Source organism: Chitinivorax tropicus, from assembly GCF_014202905.1.
Lineage (GTDB): Bacteria > Pseudomonadota > Gammaproteobacteria > Burkholderiales > SCOH01 > Chitinivorax > Chitinivorax tropicus.
In genome coordinates, this window is the sequence record NZ_JACHHY010000001.1 from 287,524 (window position 1) to 301,258 (window position 13,735).

Here is a 13,735-nt window from a genome sequence, read left to right on the forward strand (position 1 = left end):
ATGGAAGAAACGCTGATATGGCTCAAGACAGCTCGCTACCCGAATTCTGGGAAACCCGCTACCAATCACAAGTCACCCCTTGGGATGCGGGCGGCACCCATCCCGCACTGCATGATTGGCTGCGGCAACGCCCACCCGGGCGGGTGCTGATTCCTGGCTGCGGGACGGGCCACGAGGTCGTAGCCTTTGCCAAGGCGGGCTGGGATGTGCTCGCCATCGATTTCAGTGAGGGTGCCATTGCCCAGGCTCAGCAGACATTGGGCGAATTGGGCCGACATGTGGTGTTCGGTGATTTTTTCCGATTCGACTCCGGGCCTGCTTACGACGTGGTCTTCGAGCGCGCCTTTCTCTGTGCGCTCCCCCGCAGCTGCTGGGCCGAGTATGCCCGGCGCCAGGCAGAGCTGCTCAAGCCACAGGGTTTGCTGGCGGGCTTCTTTTTCCTGAAAGACACGCCCACCGGCCCCCCGTTCGGCACCAGCCAAACCGAGCTGGATCAGTTATTGCACGCGGACTTCACCCTGCTGGCGGCGCAGCCTGTCAAAGCGTCCGTGCCCACGTTCGATGGGCACGAATGGTGGCAAACGTGGCAACGCCGGTGACAACAGGGTACCCGTAGGGTTACCCACCGGTACCTGCCCTTACTCGGTAATTACGGCCAAATTGATTATCCCAATGGGTCTGGCCATTCACCGTGTAACGGACCGCGTACTCGATTTCCGTGCCGCCACCCGCATCCAGACTGAATGACCACACCTCGAATCCCGCTGGGTTCGGGTTGGGCACAGAACCATAGCCGTAGCTGAAGTAAGGCAGATACTGCGCAAAAGCCACACGCTGGGTCTGCCAGCCATCTGTGGTGTAATGCACTTGCACATCCTTGGCGGGGCCCAGATTCTTCAGCGCTACGTGGCCATGATATTGGCCACCCCAGAAGCGATCGACCAGCGGACGATGATCGACGACGCCCACCACTCCACGGTACAACACGTCGCCCTGATTGGCATCCAGCTGATAAAGCGCTTGTTGATTGTCGTCGAGATAGGCCTGCCCTTTTACTTGATAGCGGATACGGTAGACGAATGGGCCCGGTTGGCTGGCTGAGTCATCCGCGCCATGGCCACCGATACCGCCAGACCAGATTTCACTTTCGTCATCAACCTGCCGATTGAATGACAGCGGCGCCTGCCGCCATGGTTGATTCGGGCGCTGGTATTCGATCACCACCTGCTTGTCGTGCGCGAGATTCCGCACCTTGACATCGAACTGGGTACTTTGCCACTGCAGCCCATACTTGGTCATGACCAAGCTACGCGCATGCAGCAGACTGACTTCATCTTGGGCCACCGCCAGCGCTGGCAAAGACAATGCCCCCAGGATTGCTACCACTATATGTTTTCGCATTTCATCATCTCTTGAATCATATTCATCGATATGGCTGATCAGCCGACCAGCAGACTCCACCAGCCGGGGCTGATCACATCTGACGATTCGTCAGGCGGGCCTGGTGGTTCTGACCACCATTGTCATCCCAATAGATTTGCCCATTGACCTGGTAACGGACGGCATATTCCACCGCCGTCGCCGCTCCGACATCCAGCACATACGACCAGACCTCGAACCCAGCCGGGTTGGGGTTGGTGGTATGGGCATAGGCACTTGCCCAATAGGAGGGCGAATAAGACGCGTAAGCCACACGCTGGCTCTGCCAATGGTCGGTGCTGTACACCACCTGCACATCCTTGTGATAGCCCAGGTTCTTCAGCACCACGCTCCCGTGGTATTGACCGCCCCAGAACTGATCCAGGCTACCGGTATGGTTGGTGACCCACACCACAGGGCCATACAACACATCGCCAGCCGTTGGTGCCAGCTGATAGCCTTGGCGCTGGTTGTCATCCCAATACTGCCGACCATCGGCCTGATATGACACGACAAAATCCAGCGTCATCGGCTGGCCAGGAACGCCGTTGGTGCTGTAATTGGGCAGGCTGCCGCTCCACAGCGCCTGGCCGTTGCCCAGCATCCGGCTGAAGGTCAACGGGGTAGTCTGCCATTGGCCATCCGCAGCGCGGTGGCGAATCGATACCGATTGTTGGCGGCCAAGCTGCGCCACCTGCACATCAAACTGTGCACTTTGCACCGTGATGCCGTACTTATTGCTGACGATACTACGAGCATGAACGAGTGAGACTTCGTTGGCCGCCAAGGCTGGAACAGCCCCGAGCAGCATGGTGGTTCCCCACACCAGTGATAAAGGACGCACTGGATTTTCCTTTCTTGTTGTAAGCACTGCGGTTTCATCAGGCACCGTGCTGTGGGGGGGGCACAACACCTGACCGACGGTCATTTTCAACATCGATATTGCAGCGCACAAGATAGGGTAAACCCTCTTCCATCAATCATTTTAGATATATGATTTATTTAATTTTTTTCATAGCAACATTCGAAACAAAGGATGTCGTGAATATAAAATCAGATTTTCATTCTTTTCTGATATATGGATATCAAAGTGCATATTTACGCCCCATCCACCCACTTGCAAAATCCCCCAACCCGACACCCACCACCTGCGTTCTGAATCCACGCGCCGGGCCGTGCTCATCAACCGTCAGATCAACAGAAAACCCAGTGAGTTTGATATTCATCAAGGCCGGCACCCCAGGCATCGCGGCACACTCATCATATGAAAACGAACACGATCCCATTGGTTTATGCCTGCTCGGGCTGCTCCAGTGCCGCACAACTGGCCAACCATCTGGCGCTGAAGCTGGATCGGACAGGCATTGCAGAGATGTCTTGTATCGCGGGAGTCGGCGGCGGGGTGCCAGGGCTGGTCAGAACAGCCCAATCCGGGCGACCGATTCTGGCGCTGGATGGCTGCATCATGCACTGTGTTGCGGCTTGCTTGGCGCGAGCGGGGGTCGAGCCTGACAGCCATTTGACGCTATCAGCGTTTGGCGTGAAAAAACAACGCCATACCGATTTTGATGTAGAACAGGCCGCGCAACTGTGGCCCTGGGTCGAGGCGGCGGCCCGTGAGATCAACCAGGTCGGGCTGGCCCAGGCCACCAGCCCAGACATGCAGCCTGATCAGGCCACGACGAACTCAGCCAGAGTGCGATCCTCCAGTGACAATTGCAGTGCATCCCCGGCCTGCAATGGCCCAACGCCCTCAGGTGTGCCGGTATAGATCAGGTCGCCAGGCTGCAAAGTGAACACTGTCGATAAGTAGTGGATCAGATAGGCGACGGGAAACAGCATCATCGCCGTATTGCCTTGCTGCCGGCTCACGCCATTCAGGCTCATGCTGAACCGGGCCTGGGTGATGTCCGCAATGGCACTGACCGGCTGGAAATCCGAGACACAGGCGGCCCCATCAAACCCCTTTGCCAACGTCCAAGGCAGCCCTTTTGCCTTGGCAGCGCTCTGCAGGTCGCGCGCGGTCAGATCCAGGCCCACCGCATAGCCTGCAATATGCTGCAGCGCCGCCGCCTCGGGGATGTGCTTCCCGCCCTGGCCGATCAACACCACCAGCTCGGTTTCATAATGCACATCTTTCGAAAAGGACGGCAGCTGGATCGGCTGCCCGACTGGCAACAGGGCTGACGTCGGCTTGATGAAGACCAGCGGTGTTTCTTCCACTCGGTTACCCAATTCAGCGGCGTGGGCTGCGTAGTTTCGACCAATGCAGAAGATATTGTTGACAGCGACTTGCTGTCCGTGCGGTTGCAAGGTGACGAAGGGCATGGGACGCATTACTCCTCATAGTATGGTGATCTGCCGATGGGCACACATGCCTGGCAGCGGGGTGAATCGAGCCAGTCAACAGCATCTGGGCTGCTATAACTGAATTTCAAGCGACTGTGGACATTCTCCATGACACGGCCAATCCTGTTTGTGCTCTGCTTCGCTTTCATGTGCAGTATCAGCAACGGTGTATTGGCCGGGGAACGGTATACTGTCACCTATCCCAGGCCCGACGGGGATTTCGATGAACGCTCCCGCTACTCCCTGAAGCTGTTGGAGCTGGCCCTGCAGAAAGCCGGGGTAGACTATACGTTACAACCCAGCAAGCTTCCAATGCAGCAAGGGCGCGCCCTGGTCATGCTTGAAAAAGGGCTGGGCGAGGTGAACATCACCTGGTCGATGACCTCCATCGAGCGTGAGGAACGGCTACTCCCGATCCGCATTCCGATCTGCCGAGGTTTGATTGGCTGGCGCATTGCCTTGATCACCGCAGATCAGCCGGATCTGCTGGCTGCGGTGCGCACACGGGCCGATCTGGCCAAACTGCTGGCCGGGCAAGGCCATGACTGGCCAGACACGACCATCCTGCGTGCCAACCGGCTCCCCACCCTGGGCGTGGTGGGCTACCAATCACTCTTCAAGACGCTGCTGGCGCGGCGATACGACTATTTCCCCAGATCGGTCAGCGAGATCTGGGCTGAGGCGAGCGAGCAACTCAGCGCGGGCATCATGGTTGACCCATACATAGCCATCCATTACCCGGCTGCATCCTATTTTTTTGTCAACAAACAGAACCTTCGCCTAGCCAATTGGGTGCATACTGGGCTGGAGCGCGCGCTGGCCGATGGCAGTTTCGAGCAGCTATTCCAGCAGGAAATGCGAGACAGCCTGATTGCCGCCCGACTGGACAAACGGGTCATCATCGAGCTGGACAACCCGTTGCTTCCCCCAGCCACACCGCTCAACCGGCGGGAGCTTTGGTATCGGCCCCGCCTGGCCGCACCCAGCAAGCCTGCGCACCCACCTCAATGACGGGTGCCGGTGGCGGGCTGGCTGAGTTGACTGGAAAACACCTGTTCGACATCAACCTTGTCGAATTCATAGCGCGTATTGCAAAACTCGCACTGAATATCGATCGACCCTTGCTCAGCGAGAACGGCGCGGATTTCATCGATCCCGACCATCCTCAACATGCTCCCCACCCGCTCGCGCGAGCAGGAGCAACGGAACTGGATGGCATGATCATCGAAGACCCGTAGATCCTCCTGATGGAACAGCCGGTGCATGATCTCCTTGGGCGGCACCTCCAGCAGCTCCGCCTCGGTCAAGGTGCCGGCCAGGTGCCCTGCCCGCTCCCAGGCATCCTCATCCCCCTGGCTGTCCGGCAGCTTCTGCAGCAACAAGCCAGTCGCCCGGTGATCGTTGGCCGCCAGCCAAAAGCGCGTCTCCAGCTGCTCGGATCGCAGCATATAGGTCTCCAGCATGGCCGCAATCGAATCCCCCTCCAGCGACACCACGCCCTGATATGGATGCTGGCCGTTCTGCGGGTCGAGCGTGATGACAAATTTGCCATTGCCCAACAGCTCACGAATCGGCAGCGGCTTCACCTCACCCTCCCATCGCGCGGTGGCCCGCATCGACAGATCGGCATTGCACTCCACCACCACCAGACGCACCGCATCCGTCCCATGCATCTGCATGATCAAGGAACCATTGAACTTAAGTGTGGCCGACAACAATGCCGCCGCCGCCATCATTTCACCGATCATGGCGCGCAGCACGGGTGGATAATCATGGCGGGCCAACACCTCACGATAGGTTTGATCCAAGGTCGCCAACTCACCACGGACAGGCGCGCCTTCGAACAGAAAACGGAACAAAGCATCTTTCATGAAACACTCAAACTTTCAGGCCACCTTGCTGGTAGCCGAATACAGGGTTAAAGGCAATGCGGAATTGATATCGAATGTGCAGCCAGCCTCGACACCGGATCTGGCAATCGCTTCAGCATCCAGCTGATCGTACAGCGCATGCATGGCACCAATGGCATACTCACGCCCCGAGCCGATCGCCCAGAAGCGCTCGAACTGATAGACCTCACGCATGCTGTATACACCGAAGATACCGTGTGGATTGGCGATCAGCACCGTCATCTGGCTCGACTCGTATGGATCGTCCTCCTCTTCATCCGGCTTCAGGAAGAACTCCTCCTTCAACACCGGGTGCAATTGGCGGAATGTATCGAAAATGGCGACGCGATTGGATAAATCAAGCTTCTTCCGCTTGCGTAATGCACTTTGCAGCACCAGATCATGCGCCGCACTCCCCGAAATACCGATATGATTCTCGCCCACCTGAAAGATCTTGTTGCTGGCCGAATCAAACGCCGCCGCCAGGCGGGTATCACCAAAAGTGGATTGGCTATCGCCGGCGATTACCGACACCCCATCTTTTCTAACAACTACCAGTGTCGTCATGACAAACCGTACGGATAAAATCACATTTTAGCGGAATTGGCCCACCGACAAGAACTGTAACGACATCCCCCCGACCGGCCAAGCCACATGCAGGGCGAATCTGCGTTCCAAACAAGCGTTTGATCGGCTTTTTTTGACTTACCCGTCAAATCGTTGCATCATTAGGCCGGACTTCAATCCGGGCGCCCATTACCACACTGTCGAAGCCTGACTGGCCACCGCTGGCGGCGATTGCAGATTTACCTCGCGATATCATGCAGATATCACGATATCCACATGTGCAATTCAAGACTTCGCATCAGCTTGGTTTGTTCTATTGTAGACACGGGTATGCCCGCTACACGATTTAAAGGGGATCAGCGTGGAACGCGAATTCATGGAATACGATGTCGTGATTGTCGGGGCCGGCCCAGCGGGCCTTTCCTGCGCGATCCGGCTCAAGCAACTGGCGGAAAAGAACGGCAAGGAAATCAGCGTCTGCGTGCTGGAGAAAGGCTCGGAAGTCGGCGCCCACATCCTGTCCGGCGCTGTCATGGACCCCATCGCCATGAACGAGCTGTTCCCTGACTGGAAAGAACGCGGCGCCCCACTCAACACCCCAGTGGTCGAAGACCATTTCCTGTTCCTGACCGAAGACAGCGCCAAACGCTTCCCCGAAAAGCTGATGCCCCCGCTGCTCAACAACCACGGCAACTACATCATCAGCCTGGGCAATGTCTGCCGCTGGCTGGCGGAGCAGGCCGAGGCGTTGGGCGTCGAGATCTACCCTGGCTTCGCCGCCGCCGAAGTGCTCTACCATGAGGACGGCTCGGTCAAAGGCGTCGCCACTGGCGACATGGGCGTAGGGCGCGATGGCCAACCTAAAGGCGAATATGCGCCAGGCATGGAGCTGCACGCCAAGTACACCATGATTGCTGAAGGCGTTCGCGGATCGCTCGCCAAAGAGATCCAGGCCCGATTCAACCTGCGCGATGGTGTGGAGACACAGAAATTCGGCATCGGCTTCAAGGAGCTGTGGGAAATCGACCCAGCCAAACACAAGCCTGGGCTGGTGATGCACTCCCAGGGCTGGCCGCTGGATAAGGACACCGGCGGCGGCTCCTTCTTGTACCACCTGGAGAACAACCAGGTCGCGGTCGGTTTCGTGGTTCACCTGAACTACCAGAACCCGCACCTCTCGCCCTATGACGAATTCCAGCGCTTCAAGACCCACCCGCACATCCGCAGCTTTTTTGAGGGCGGCAAGCGCATCGCCTACGGCGCCCGAGCCATCAACGAAGGCGGCCTGCAATCGATTCCCAAGCTGACTTTCCCGGGTGGCGCATTGATCGGCTGCTCCGCCGGGTTTGTGAACGTGCCCCGCATCAAAGGCAGCCACAACGCCATGAAGACCGGCATGTTAGCGGCAGACGCAGCCTACGATGCTGTCGTCAACCAATCCCGCCAAGGGCATGACGAGCTGACAACCTACCCAGAAGCCTTCCGCCAATCGTGGGTCTATGACGACCTGTACAAGGTGCGCAATGTCAAACCTGCCTTGTCGCGGTGGGGCATGATCGGCGGCACGCTCTATGGCGGCTTCGACATGTGGATGCACTGCCTGGGCCTCAACCTGCCCTGGACACTGCGCCACGGCAAGCCAGATCACGAATGCCTGAAGCCCGCAGCTGACATGCCGAAGATCCCGTATCCCAAACCCGATGGCAAAATCGCCTTCGACAAACTCAGCTCGGTGTTCATCTCCAATACCAACCACGAAGAAGACCAGCCGATCCACCTACGTCTGCGTGACACCTCGGTTGCCATCAGCCTGAACCTAGCCACCTACGACGCCCCGGAAACCCGCTACTGCCCTGCGGGTGTCTATGAAATCGTCCGGGAAGGGGTGGACGCGCCACGCCTGCAGATCAACGCACAGAACTGCGTACACTGTAAGACCTGCGACATCAAAGACCCCAGCCAGAACATCAATTGGACCGTACCCGAGGGGGGGGGTGGGCCCAATTACCCGAACATGTAAATCATCACATTCAGCATGCAACGCCCAATCACTTGATTGGGCGTTTTTGTTTTCGCACTCAGCTGACAAATTTTGTCAGCATCTGCCCATTCACAACAAAAATCGCCACCCCCATGACACAAATTGTCACAATATTACATTGTAAAATCAGTAGCTTATGACATGTAAAATACATTTACATATAATGATATTGTGATTTATCATGCGTACCCAACAGCCAAGAAAAAAACCAAAATGCCATCAAGGTATTGTTTTAATGAATTTAAGTGATTTCATCTTGGCCATTCAAATCAAAATAATGCAAGAAAAGCAAAATGAGACAACAAACACTGGCTTCGCTGTTGATTACCCTTGCTCTAGCAGCATGTGGCGGTGGTGGTGGGGATAGCAGTGGCGGCACCGCGCCAAGCCCTACACCAACCCCAACTCCTACACCAGCGCCAACTCCTACGCCAACACCCACCCCCGCTCAGCTGGTGATCTCCAAATTTGAGACCGCGCAAACCCATGTATTACCTGAAGCCGGGCTGACATGGAAAAAGTCTGACGGATCCGAAATGGGCAGATTGCACCTGACTGCACAACGAGACACGCTGGTCATGGTTGACCTGGGTGCTGCCACGCCAACTCGGCCCATGCTGGAAGCCTGGAGCAACAATGCAAAGCTGGGGCAGGTGGCGTTGAATACACCAGACAAGCTGCCTGTCACCGAAGCCAATGGCCCAGCTTATGCAAGCAATCGTCACAGCGCCATCCTGCCCGCCGACTGGATCAAACCTGGAGTCATGTTGCGCGTCTCGGCAGACAACTACAGCGCCAGTGATTACAAAAAACCGGAAGTCGGCGCAGATATCGACTTCAACATGTGGATCGTGCCGATGTACCTGTTTGGTGCCAATGACACCAATACCTACCCTTTTTCAATGGTCGCCAACCCAGACAAAGCCACCTTTGACGAGCTGTATGCCAAGTGGCCAGTGTCACGCCTGAACATGAAAAACCACCCACTCAAGCGAATCGATTGGCCATATATCATCGTCGCCCCACGCAACAGTGGCCCGGCTTATAAAGTGGAAAATGCCGATCAGCAAAAGGGCGGCTACGACGTCATGAGTGCGGCGCTTGGCATTCTCAGCGCAATCCGTGAAGCCAATGGTGAATCCGGCACCAACAGCCAGCATTATGCTCCGCTGCTGATGTTGGGTGCCAATGGCAAGTACTTTGGGCCTGGCGGTGGTTTGGGTGGCGGCTCACGCGGAACGGGCGACCATCACTATGGGGGCGTCTTCATCCACGAGCAAGGCCACGCCTTTGGCATGCCTCATGCTGCCGATGGCTATAAGAGCGGCAGCTACCCCTATGTAAATGGCAGTCTGCTGGGTTCGAGCTGGGGTTATGATCTAGGACGAAATACCTTCCTGTCGCCCTATTTGCCACAAGATGTAAGCGGCTTCAAAAACTGCAAGACCGATACCGATCGCATCAAGGACGCGGAAGGCCGTTGCATCAAGCAAGACCCGATGCAAGGCGGCTCTGGCGACCAAGCAAAAGGCTATCGCTATACCATGTTTGCCGACTTCAATGCGGGGGTGATTCAGCATTACTTTGAAGGCAACACCACCCTCGACAAGGATGGCAAGCATGAGTACGACGGCGGAACCATTTTCATCGACAAAGCCTTCCCAACCGGCTATAGCCGCTGGGATAGCATTGACAAGCGCCGTGTCACATTCACACCAGCAACCGAGAAAAAAGGGCTATGGGGCTTTGACAACGGCCTACCAAGCCAACGTGACGTACCAGTCCACACAATCATCATTACCCATAGCCTAGCCGGCACCACCAATGCATCGCAGATTTACCCCGTCCTCTCGTATGAGGGCAACCTGCGTCGCAACGTTGACCCGACCGTAGCCTCCCAACTGGCGGAAATCATCCCGAATACCGGGAAATACCCATGGTACTGCCATGCAAGCGGATGTGATTTCACTGTTCGCGTCACCTTCAAAGATGGCAGCATGCAGCATATTCTGTTGCAGGGCGGTATGCGCAGTTGGTTTTCACCCATGGGCAACACCCCTGCGAGCAAGTTGGACCCAAATGATGGCAACAGTTTCCAGGTGTGGGGGATCAACGTACCCGGCAACAAAGCAATCAGCAAGATCGAGCTTCTGGAAACACCAATGGCCTGGAACGGCATCGGCAACAACCCAAAGGTATTGATCAGCAAAACACTATGAAGACCAACAAGGGATAGCAACCCTTGCCTTGGCCTATCAACGGCGACAGACTTACTTCGCTGTCGTAGCTGGCAGATACCTTTGCGATCCGTCACCTCAGCCAGTTTCAATCCGCGCCCAGCGGTTAGGCTGGGCGATGCGGCAGAAGGTCTACACCTCGATGGAAATTCAGCTGTTTCAATCCGCGCCCAGCGGTTAGGCTGGGCGATGCATGGATATAAGCTTGCGGATGCAGAAAAAGACCTGTTTCAATCCGCGCCCAGCGGTTAGGCTGGGCGATGCTGATTCCATCATTTGCTCCAGCCCACTAAAGCATGTTTCAATCCGCGCCCAGCGGTTAGGCTGGGCGATGCAAAGCAGCCTGCGCCAAGCCTCTGTCGTCAAGATGTTTCAATCCGCGCCCAGCGGTTAGGCTGGGCGATGCGCCTGAAACCGACTCGGCTGGTAACAACCTAGTTGTTTCAATCCGCGCCCAGCGGTTAGGCTGGGCGATGCCTGGCAAACGAAGTGTAATCACACGAAGACACTCTGTTTCAATCCGCGCCCAGCGGTTAGGCTGGGCGATGCAAAACGGTTCCATGCCACGATCTTTGTCCAAACCGTTTCAATCCGCGCCCAGCGGTTAGGCTGGGCGATGCTTTCAGATTCGGGGTAAAAACAACCAGTTGTTTTTGTTTCAATCCGCGCCCAGCGGTTAGGCTGGGCGATGCGCGACTTGGCGTAACAATTCGTGGTTAATTGCAACGGTTTCAATCCGCGCCCAGCGGTTAGGCTGGGCGATGCGGTGTCTCCCTCGGTAAGCGCATCAACAAGGCGCGTTTCAATCCGCGCCCAGCGGTTAGGCTGGGCGATGCACGGTCTGGCCAAGTATTTAGGTATCGCAAAGCAGTTTCAATCCGCGCCCAGCGGTTAGGCTGGGCGATGCCAAAGGCTTTTTCACCTGATGTAAGGGCCGAGATGTTTCAATCCGCGCCCAGCGGTTAGGCTGGGCGATGCCTCGCGCTGCTCGCCAGCGGCGCGCACCACTTCATGTTTCAATCCGCGCCCAGCGGTTAGGCTGGGCGATGCCCCGCCGCCTTGTTGCCGCACAAATGCTTGCATCGCGTTTCAATCCGCGCCCAGCGGTTAGGCTGGGCGATGCAAGCCAAGATTGCCGACGCGGCCAGGCTCGACAAGTTTCAATCCGCGCCCAGCGGTTAGGCTGGGCGATGCAAGATTATCAAGAGGAGGTCGAGCTATGGCCAGAGTTTCAATCCGCGCCCAGCGGTTAGGCTGGGCGATGCAGTAGGGTTGCCCATGCGCCGCGGGCTTTATTGATGTTTCAATCCGCGCCCAGCGGTTAGGCTGGGCGATGCTGGGGATCCGATTATTTTTTGGGTTGGGATGCAAACGTTTCAATCCGCGCCCAGCGGTTAGGCTGGGCGATGCGTCAAGGCGGCTGCGTTGGCGCAAGGCACGGCCCGGTTTCAATCCGCGCCCAGCGGTTAGGCTGGGCGATGCACCGTGATTCGGTCGATTTCGACTTCTTCTCAGAGTTTCAATCCGCGCCCAGCGGTTAGGCTGGGCGATGCGTTTACTTACGTCATCCACCGTCCCCGGCATGAACTGGTTTCAATCCGCGCCCAGCGGTTAGGCTGGGCGATGCAGGACGCTGACAACTTCGCTCAGCAGATCGCCGAGTTTCAATCCGCGCCCAGCGGTTAGGCTGGGCGATGCCTCCAATGCGATAGCCTGGCCAATACCACGACTTGCGCGTTTCAATCCGCGCCCAGCGGTTAGGCTGGGCGATGCGCGAAAGGCTGGCCCGTTACATGAAATCGGCGGTTGTTTCAATCCGCGCCCAGCGGTTAGGCTGGGCGATGCCGCAATACCCGGCAAGCGACATCGAGCTGGCTTGGTTTCAATCCGCGCCCAGCGGTTAGGCTGGGCGATGCGCAATCACATATGTATTTTCTGATTTACGATCAAGTTTCAATCCGCGCCCAGCGGTTAGGCTGGGCGATGCGGCGCCTGAATGGACTAAGCAGCAGGATAAATTTGTTTCAATCCGCGCCCAGCGGTTAGGCTGGGCGATGCATCGGTCGCATCAGCTGTAGTTGCTGTAACGAGGTTTCAATCCGCGCCCAGCGGTTAGGCTGGGCGATGCTCATGCTGACAGTAACTATCAGTGGGTTCGAAAAGTTTCAATCCGCGCCCAGCGGTTAGGCTGGGCGATGCACCGACGCATGGAAGGACAAGAAGACCGGCGAGAAGTTTCAATCCGCGCCCAGCGGTTAGGCTGGGCGATGCACCTGGCGCAACTGACCGCTTCATCGAACGCAAGTTTCAATCCGCGCCCAGCGGTTAGGCTGGGCGATGCGCAACTTCGCCAGGCCAAAGACGATGATGAAAAGGTTTCAATCCGCGCCCAGCGGTTAGGCTGGGCGATGCGAGAAAATCGACATGCTTGATGACTGCCAACTTGTTTCAATCCGCGCCCAGCGGTTAGGCTGGGCGATGCTCGTGACTGGTGCCATATTTGACGGTAGCAACATGTTTCAATCCGCGCCCAGCGGTTAGGCTGGGCGATGCGGAGGCAGCAGAAGCCGTAATTAGGGCGTACATGGTTTCAATCCGCGCCCAGCGGTTAGGCTGGGCGATGCTGGTTAGCAACGCGCCCCGCATTTTCGATGCCTTGTTTCAATCCGCGCCCAGCGGTTAGGCTGGGCGATGCGAAGCGACATAATCGCCGCCCCGGCCGCATCCTTGTTTCAATCCGCGCCCAGCGGTTAGGCTGGGCGATGCCCCGTTTTTCCATCTTTTTGATGAAACAGGCTTTTTCTGATCACCTGCGCGAACCTGTTGCCATGTGGCAGCAGCGGGTGGGCGCCTGGGGTGGTGGTCATAATTTTTCCCATTTTATTCAATCAGTTGGAAAAACGCGAACAGGGCTGGGTTTTGTCGGTTGCTGGGGGTTCGCGCTACACCACCAGCGGGCCGTCGAAATCCAGTGCTTTGAATTGTCCATATTCTTTGACATTCAGGTCAATAGGCTCGTGCAGGCGGTAAAGCCGCAGCCGGTCTTGGGTCTGGTCGATTTCGCGGAGCAGTTTGCGTTCCAGTTCTTCGTATTGCATGAGGCTGACGCGGCATTCGAATACGGATTTCTGCACGCGCTGGCCGACGGCCTCGCAGGCTTTGGCGACGCGGCGCAGGCGGCGGCGTCCGGCGCTGGTTTCGGTGGAGACGTCGTAACAGACGATGATGAGCAT

At 57.1% G+C, this 13,735-nt stretch carries 12 protein-coding genes and 1 CRISPR repeat array; of the genes, 5 read left to right on the plus strand and 7 right to left on the minus strand.

The features are described 5' to 3' along the window. Nucleotides 1-17: 17 nt before the first annotated feature. Entirely contained in the window at nt 18-599 is a 582-nt protein-coding gene (locus tag HNQ59_RS01105; protein ID WP_184033982.1) for a methyltransferase, read from the plus strand. Nucleotides 600-618: 19 nt separating this feature from the next. On the opposite strand, the gene HNQ59_RS01110 is transcribed toward HNQ59_RS01105, so the two are convergent. The 3 genes from HNQ59_RS01110 to HNQ59_RS01120 form a co-directional block, all read right to left on the minus strand. Next, a complete protein-coding gene (locus HNQ59_RS01110; RefSeq protein WP_184033985.1) occupies nt 619-1,401 on the minus strand; it encodes a carbohydrate-binding protein in 783 nt (260 codons plus the stop codon). Nucleotides 1,402-1,474: 73 nt separating this feature from the next. Further along, nucleotides 1,475-2,263 (minus strand): carbohydrate-binding protein, encoded by a 789-nt coding sequence (locus HNQ59_RS19885; protein WP_184033988.1) that lies wholly within the window; start codon nt 2,261-2,263, stop codon nt 1,475-1,477. A gap of 241 nt (nt 2,264-2,504) precedes the next feature. Further along, on the minus strand, nt 2,505-2,645 hold the full coding sequence (locus HNQ59_RS01120; protein ID WP_184033991.1) for a hypothetical protein: 141 nt from the start codon (nt 2,643-2,645) through the stop codon (nt 2,505-2,507). Nucleotides 2,646-2,683: 38 nt separating this feature from the next. On the opposite strand from HNQ59_RS01120, the gene HNQ59_RS01125 reads away from it, so the two are divergent. After that, nucleotides 2,684-3,190 carry a putative zinc-binding protein gene (locus HNQ59_RS01125; RefSeq protein WP_184033994.1) on the plus strand — a complete coding sequence of 169 codons (507 nt, stop codon included), beginning with the start codon at nt 2,684-2,686 and terminating at the stop codon, nt 3,188-3,190. Here HNQ59_RS01125 and HNQ59_RS01130 read toward each other — a convergent pair. Next, nucleotides 3,091-3,747, minus strand: coding sequence for a fumarylacetoacetate hydrolase family protein (locus tag HNQ59_RS01130; RefSeq protein WP_184034155.1), 657 nt, complete (start codon nt 3,745-3,747; stop codon nt 3,091-3,093). The two genes, HNQ59_RS01125 and HNQ59_RS01130, sit on opposite strands and share 100 nt — an antisense overlap. A gap of 129 nt (nt 3,748-3,876) precedes the next feature. Here HNQ59_RS01130 and HNQ59_RS01135 point away from each other — a divergent pair, with 129 nt between their 5' ends. Continuing rightward, nucleotides 3,877-4,779 carry a transporter substrate-binding domain-containing protein gene (locus tag HNQ59_RS01135; protein ID WP_246490797.1) on the plus strand — a complete coding sequence of 301 codons (903 nt, stop codon included), beginning with the start codon at nt 3,877-3,879 and terminating at the stop codon, nt 4,777-4,779. Here HNQ59_RS01135 and hslO read toward each other — a convergent pair. Together hslO and HNQ59_RS01145 are read right to left on the minus strand one after the other, a co-directional pair. Then, entirely contained in the window at nt 4,773-5,639 is an 867-nt protein-coding gene (hslO, locus tag HNQ59_RS01140) for an Hsp33 family molecular chaperone HslO (protein ID WP_184033996.1), read from the minus strand. The two genes, HNQ59_RS01135 and hslO, sit on opposite strands and share 7 nt — an antisense overlap. Nucleotides 5,640-5,654: 15 nt before the next feature. Continuing rightward, nucleotides 5,655-6,224 (minus strand): MFS transporter, encoded by a 570-nt coding sequence (locus HNQ59_RS01145; protein WP_184033999.1) that lies wholly within the window; start codon nt 6,222-6,224, stop codon nt 5,655-5,657. Between the two features lie 361 nt (nt 6,225-6,585). Between HNQ59_RS01145 and HNQ59_RS01150 the strand changes: the two genes are divergently transcribed. Together HNQ59_RS01150 and HNQ59_RS01155 are read left to right on the plus strand one after the other, a co-directional pair. After that, on the plus strand, nt 6,586-8,244 hold the full coding sequence (locus HNQ59_RS01150; protein ID WP_184034002.1) for a 4Fe-4S dicluster domain-containing protein: 1,659 nt from the start codon (nt 6,586-6,588) through the stop codon (nt 8,242-8,244). Nucleotides 8,245-8,558: 314 nt separating this feature from the next. Continuing rightward, a complete protein-coding gene (locus tag HNQ59_RS01155) occupies nt 8,559-10,484 on the plus strand; it encodes a M66 family metalloprotease (RefSeq protein WP_184034005.1) in 1,926 nt (641 codons plus the stop codon). 103 nt (nt 10,485-10,587) lie between these two features. Next, nucleotides 10,588-13,268: a CRISPR direct-repeat array (repeat unit 37 nt; unit sequence GTTTCAATCCGCGCCCAGCGGTTAGGCTGGGCGATGC). A 176-nt stretch (nt 13,269-13,444) separates the two neighbouring features. Here the strand turns inward: HNQ59_RS01155 and cas2 are convergent. Next, nucleotides 13,445-13,735 carry a CRISPR-associated endonuclease Cas2 gene (gene cas2, locus HNQ59_RS01160; protein WP_184034008.1) on the minus strand — a complete coding sequence of 97 codons (291 nt, stop codon included), beginning with the start codon at nt 13,733-13,735 and terminating at the stop codon, nt 13,445-13,447.

Bases quoted from the DNA above. Each gene is read 5' to 3' on its own strand.
- HNQ59_RS01105 (WP_184033982.1), top strand. From the start codon at position 18: ATGGCTCAAGACAGCTCGCTACCCGAATTCTGGGAAACCCGCTACCAA.
- HNQ59_RS01120 (WP_184033991.1), bottom strand. From the start codon at position 2,645: ATGAATATCAAACTCACTGGGTTTTCTGTTGATCTGACGGTTGATGAG.
- HNQ59_RS01135 (WP_246490797.1), top strand. From the start codon at position 3,877: ATGACACGGCCAATCCTGTTTGTGCTCTGCTTCGCTTTCATGTGCAGT.
- cas2 (WP_184034008.1), bottom strand. From the start codon at position 13,735: ATGCTCATCATCGTCTGTTACGACGTCTCCACCGAAACCAGCGCCGGA.
- HNQ59_RS01145 (WP_184033999.1), bottom strand. From the start codon at position 6,224: ATGACGACACTGGTAGTTGTTAGAAAAGATGGGGTGTCGGTAATCGCC.
- HNQ59_RS01155 (WP_184034005.1), top strand. From the start codon at position 8,559: ATGAGACAACAAACACTGGCTTCGCTGTTGATTACCCTTGCTCTAGCA.
- HNQ59_RS01130 (WP_184034155.1), bottom strand. From the start codon at position 3,747: ATGCCCTTCGTCACCTTGCAACCGCACGGACAGCAAGTCGCTGTCAAC.
- HNQ59_RS01110 (WP_184033985.1), bottom strand. From the start codon at position 1,401: ATGCGAAAACATATAGTGGTAGCAATCCTGGGGGCATTGTCTTTGCCA.
- hslO (WP_184033996.1), bottom strand. From the start codon at position 5,639: ATGAAAGATGCTTTGTTCCGTTTTCTGTTCGAAGGCGCGCCTGTCCGT.
- HNQ59_RS01125 (WP_184033994.1), top strand. From the start codon at position 2,684: ATGAAAACGAACACGATCCCATTGGTTTATGCCTGCTCGGGCTGCTCC.